This window comes from Variovorax sp. P4_D9 (assembly GCF_056401695.1).
Genome location: NZ_JBFUIU010000805.1, coordinates 1 through 3,953, shown reverse-complemented (window position 1 = coordinate 3,953; position 3,953 = coordinate 1). Strand labels below are relative to the sequence as shown.

Annotated in this window: 4 protein-coding genes; 1 reads left to right on the top strand and 3 read right to left on the bottom strand. The window is 66.0% G+C overall.

Features of this window, described 5'->3' with window-relative positions; translation table 11 throughout:
* From AC1DY5_RS45665 to AC1DY5_RS45655, 3 genes are all read right to left on the bottom strand, one after another.
* Positions 1-1,014, bottom strand: a 1,014-nt coding sequence (locus AC1DY5_RS45665) for a CaiB/BaiF CoA transferase family protein (RefSeq protein WP_478121002.1), incomplete at its 3' end; no start/stop codon positions are given.
* 8 nt (positions 1,015-1,022) lie between these two features.
* Positions 1,023-1,994 (bottom strand): tripartite tricarboxylate transporter substrate binding protein, encoded by a 972-nt coding sequence (locus AC1DY5_RS45660; RefSeq protein WP_478121003.1) that lies wholly within the window; start codon positions 1,992-1,994, stop codon positions 1,023-1,025.
* A gap of 37 nt (positions 1,995-2,031) precedes the next feature.
* A complete protein-coding gene (locus AC1DY5_RS45655; RefSeq protein WP_478121001.1) occupies positions 2,032-2,901 on the bottom strand; it encodes an HpcH/HpaI aldolase/citrate lyase family protein in 870 nt (289 codons plus the stop codon).
* Positions 2,902-2,976: 75 nt separating this feature from the next.
* Between AC1DY5_RS45655 and AC1DY5_RS45650 the strand changes: the two genes are divergently transcribed.
* Complete coding sequence (locus AC1DY5_RS45650) at positions 2,977-3,849, top strand: LysR family transcriptional regulator (RefSeq protein WP_478121000.1); 873 nt, start codon at positions 2,977-2,979, stop codon at positions 3,847-3,849.
* The last annotated feature ends 104 nt before the right edge of the window (positions 3,850-3,953 follow it).

Below are 3,953 nucleotides of genomic sequence, written 5' to 3'. Positions count from 1 at the left end.
CACCTGCTCGTTGTCGAACATGTCCTCGACCGTGCGCGCCGCGGCGCAGGGAACCGCTTCGCCGAAGAGTTCTTCCCATTCGAACGCTGTTCGGGCCGCCAGCGCGTGGTGCAGCTTCGGCACGATCTCCGTGACGTGCTGCGCGCGCTTGCGCACGGTGTCGTAGCGTTCGTCGGTCGCCAGATCGGGCAGGCCGACCTTTTCGCACAGTGCCTTCCAGAAGTGCGGGGTGTTGGCCGAGATGTAGATGTGGCCTTCCTTCGTCGGGTGGATGCCGGTGATGCCACCGGAGCGCATGTCGCGGCCCACGTCCTTGGGCTCGCCCTCGGCCCACACCATGCGCGCCGACTGCATCGTGAGCGCCGATCGCAGCAGCGACACGCCGACGAACTGGCCCTGGCCGCTCTTCTCGCGCTCGTACAAAGCAGACGCGACGCCGGCCGCCACCAGCGCGGCTGCGTAGTAGTCGACCACCGAGCCGTAGAGGATCTCCGGGGGCTCGCCGCGCTTACCTTGCAGCGCGCACATGCCGGTCATGGTCTGCAGCACCTGGTCGTAGCCGGCCTTCTCCTTGAGCGGACCGGTCTCGCCGTAGCCCGTGACGCTGCAATAGATCAGCCGCGGATTGATCACCTTCAACTGCTCGTAGGCGATGCCCAGGCGCGGCGCCACATTGGGCCGGAAGTTGTGCACCAGCACGTCGGCGCTGCGCACCAGCGCCATCAGCGTGGCATGGTCCTCGGGCTGTTTCAGATCGAGTTCGACGCCGAGCTTGCTCCGGTTGACGCCGATGAAGGCGCGGCTTTCGGCTTCCAGCGTCGAGGGGTACTTGCGCAGGTTGTCGCCCGTGGGCGGTTCGATCTTGATGACCTCGGCGCCCTGGTCGGCCATCAGCGAGCAGCCATAGGGCCCCGCAATGTAGGCGCTCAGGTCGAGCACCCTCAGGCCGGACAGCGGCCCTTGCGGGCCCTTGCGTGCCGGGAGACCCTTGTCGTTGATGTCGGCGGCGTTCATGGCGGTCCTCAGTCGGCGGTGATGTTCTGTTGCTTGGCCAGCTTCTTCCAGCGCTCCACGTCGTCGGCGATCACCTTGCCGAACTGGGCCGGCGAGAGCGGCGCGGCGATCGCGCCTTCCTTGAGGAAGTTGGCGGCCAGCTCGGGCTTGGCGAGCGCCTTGTTCACGGCGCTGTTGAGCTTGCCGACGATCTCGGCCGGCGTGCCGGCGGGCGCGAGCAGGCCCCACCAGAGCTCGAATTCGTAGCCAGGTACGGCCGTAGCCATCGGCGTGAGATCCGGCGCGATCGGGCTCGGCTTCAGGCTCGTGATGCCGACCGCGCGCAGCTTGCCGGCACGCACCATCGGCAAGAGCGACGGTCCGCTCGAGATCAGCAGCTGCGTCTGCCCGCCGACCAGGTCGGTCACCGCCGGACCCATGCCCTTGTATGGAATATGCGTGATGTCGAGCTTGCCAACCTGCGCCTTGAGCAGTTCGGTGCCGAACTGGTTCACGCTGCCCGAGCCGGACGAGGCGTAGTTGTACTGGTTGGGCTTGGCCTTGATGGCGGCGATCAGTTCAGCCGGCGTCTTCGCGGGAAACTCGTTGTTCACAGCGACGATGAAAGGACCCTTAGCGAACATCGCCACCGGCGCGAAGCTCTTGTTCGGGTCGTAGGGAAGCTTCGGCTGCACCGCCGCGTTCGTCGTGATGCTGGACGACACCGCGACCAGCGTGTAGCCGTCCGGCGCGGCCTTCGCCACCTGCCCGGTGCCGGTGTTCCCGCTGGCACCCGGACGGTTGTCGATGATCACCGGCTGCTTGAGCTCGTCGCCCAGTTCCTTGGCAACCTGGCGGGCGAAGGTGTCGTTCGATCCGCCCGCGGGATAGGGAACCACGATCGTGATGGCTTTGGTCGGATAAGCGCCTTGCGCGAAAGCGAGGGTAGGCACGAGGCAGCAGGCCAGCGCGAGCTTGCGAAGCGAGAACGAGGGGGTCATGGGCATGTTTGTCTCTGAAGTCATGGGAAATGGGAGATCAGCCGGCGAGGAGGCCGAGACTGCGGGCGCTGGCGACGATGGCGCGGGCACGGCGGACAAAGGGGATGTCGATCATCTTTCCGTCCACCACGTAGGCGCCGACGCCCTTGGCGTCCGCCTCGCGCGTGGCCTCGATCACCTTCAGTGCGTGGGCGATCTCTTCGTCCGTCGGACGGAAGACTTCGTTGGCAATGGCGATCTGGCTCGGATGAATGCAGGTCTTGCCAAGAAAGCCCAGGCGGCGCGAGAGCATCGCCTCGGCGCGGAAGCCCTCGGCGTCACGGATGTCCGCAAATGCGCCGTCATAGGCATAGATGCCGGCTTCGCCTGCCGCGATGCGGGTCGCGAACATCGCCTGCTGGATCGCGGCCGGCTCGCGCCGGGCGATGCCCAGTGGCTCGAACAGATCTCCCAGCCCGAGCTGAAGGCCCACCACGCGCGCATCGGCCGAAGCCAGCGCGGCCGCGGTTCGCAGCGCAACGGGGGTTTCGATGTTGAGCAACAGGCCCACGGGCTTGCCGACGCCGTTGGCCTGTTCGGCACGTTCGATCGCCGCGACGGCGCTGCACACATGAGCCGGGCTCTCGGGCTTGGGCAGGTTGATCAGGTCCACTCCGGGTTGCACGGCCGCCAGGACGTCCTGCTCGAAATGCGGTGTGTCCATGGCGTTGACGCGAACGATCACAGTCTTGCCGAAGGAAGTGGCGCCAGCGCCCCGCAGCAGGTCCCGCACGACGTTGCGCGCCTCATCCTTGCGCGACTCCGACACCGCGTCCTCGAGGTCGAGGCAGACGCCGTCGGCCGCGCTGTCGAGCGCCTTGGTGAACAACTCGGGGCGGGTGCCCGGTACAAACAGTTTGCTTCTCATGGAGCCAGTGTCTGCCTTCCATGAAGAAAGAAAAACACATGCTTTCTATGATCAGATCATAGAAAATGTATCGTTATGGAAACGGCTTACCTGCAGACCTTTCTTCTCGTGGTGGAGTGCGGCTCGATGTCGGAGGCGGCTCGCAGGCTCGACCTCACGCCTGCGGCGGTGGCCCAGCAGATCCGCACGCTCGAACGGGAACTCAACGCGTCCCTGCTGGCGCGCGCCGGCCGCACGGTGCAGCCGACGGAAGCGGGTCACCAGCTCGTGCAGCGGGCACGAAGCGTGCTGCGCGAGGTGAGTGACATCAAGGCGCTGCTGGGCAGCGAGGCGGCCGGTGGGGAACTCCTTGTCGGCACCATCAACACGGCGCTGCACAGCGTGCTGCCGGACATCCTGGCGCACTTCGTGAAGACGCATCCGGGCGTCAAGGTGTTCCTGCAGTCGGGCACCACTGCGACGCTGCACAAGGCCGTCCAGCAGGGTGAACTGGATGCGGCGGTGTGCCTGTACCCCAACTTCGTGCTGCCGAAAACCTTCGATTGGTCGCTGTTGCGCGAAGAGCCGCTGGTGCTGCTGGCCCCGAGCCGGCTGGCGCGGCGCGATCCGCACGAGCTCCTGCGCAGCTCGCCCCTGATCAGGTACGACCGCAATCTGGGCGGCGGCAAGCAGGCGGATCGCTACTTGCGTACTGCCGGCATCGTGCCGCAAGAGCGCTTCGAGCTGAGCTCGCTGCTGGCCATCGCGATGATGGTGGACCGCGGCCTGGGCGTATCGATCGTCCCGGATATCGCATCGCCGCTGCTGGACGGCCAGCGCATCGCGAAGATCCCGCTGCCGCTTCCTTCGGAGGCTCGCCGGTTCGGAATCCTGTGGCTGCGGTCTTCGGCGAGGCTGCGCTTGATTCAAGGACTCGTCGGCAGCGCGAGCACGGTCACACCCGGCTGACTGCGCTTTCGTCGCGAGACGGCGTCAGTCGTCGACGTTTTGGTATTGCTCGATCTGGCACGCATAGGTACCTGGCTGAGTCGAGCATATCGAATAGCCCTGAG

What these genes read in the sequence shown, in the direction of transcription:
- AC1DY5_RS45660 (WP_478121003.1), bottom strand. Translation starts at nt 1,994, where the DNA reads ATGACCCCCTCGTTCTCGCTTCGCAAGCTCGCGCTGGCCTGCTGCCTC.
- AC1DY5_RS45655 (WP_478121001.1), bottom strand. Translation starts at nt 2,901, where the DNA reads ATGAGAAGCAAACTGTTTGTACCGGGCACCCGCCCCGAGTTGTTCACC.
- AC1DY5_RS45650 (WP_478121000.1), top strand. Translation starts at nt 2,977, where the DNA reads ATGGAAACGGCTTACCTGCAGACCTTTCTTCTCGTGGTGGAGTGCGGC.